The organism is Stenotrophomonas sp. Ste86, assembly GCF_024519465.1.
Taxonomy (GTDB): domain Bacteria; phylum Pseudomonadota; class Gammaproteobacteria; order Xanthomonadales; family Xanthomonadaceae; genus Stenotrophomonas.
In genome coordinates this window covers 1-389 of record NZ_JALJRW010000047.1, presented here as the reverse complement: position 1 = coordinate 389, position 389 = coordinate 1, and the positions used below count along the sequence as shown (strand labels likewise).

General features: G+C 58.6%; 1 rRNA gene. It reads left to right on the top strand.

What is annotated here, in order from left to right:
* Positions 1–141: 141 nt before the first annotated feature.
* Positions 142–256: ribosomal RNA gene (gene rrf / locus NR101_RS18975) — 5S ribosomal RNA — on the top strand.
* The last annotated feature ends 133 nt before the right edge of the window (positions 257–389 follow it).

Genomic DNA, 389 nt, shown 5'->3' with positions numbered 1-389 from the left:
ATCGCCAGGGTTTATACCCAAAAACCCCGCTGCTCACGCAGCGGGGTTTTTCTTTTTTTGCAGGCACCCGGTTTTCGAAGGTGCTTGTTTCTCGGAAGAGACCCATGCCGAGCCGGCGCAATGCGCTGCTCCAACCGTCTCCCTGGTGAAATTAGCGCTGTGGAACCACCCGATCCCATCCCGAACTCGGAAGTGAAACGCAGCTGCGCCGATGGTAGTGTGGCTCAAGCCATGCGAGAGTAGGTCATCGCCAGGGTTTATACCCAAAAACCCCGCTGCTCACGCAGCGGGGTTTTTCTTTGCGCGTGCTCCGGCGTCGGTGTCGCGCATTACCGTCCCGGTAGAGCCGAGCCATGCTCGGCTGCTTTCCAACACCTGTGCATGATCCC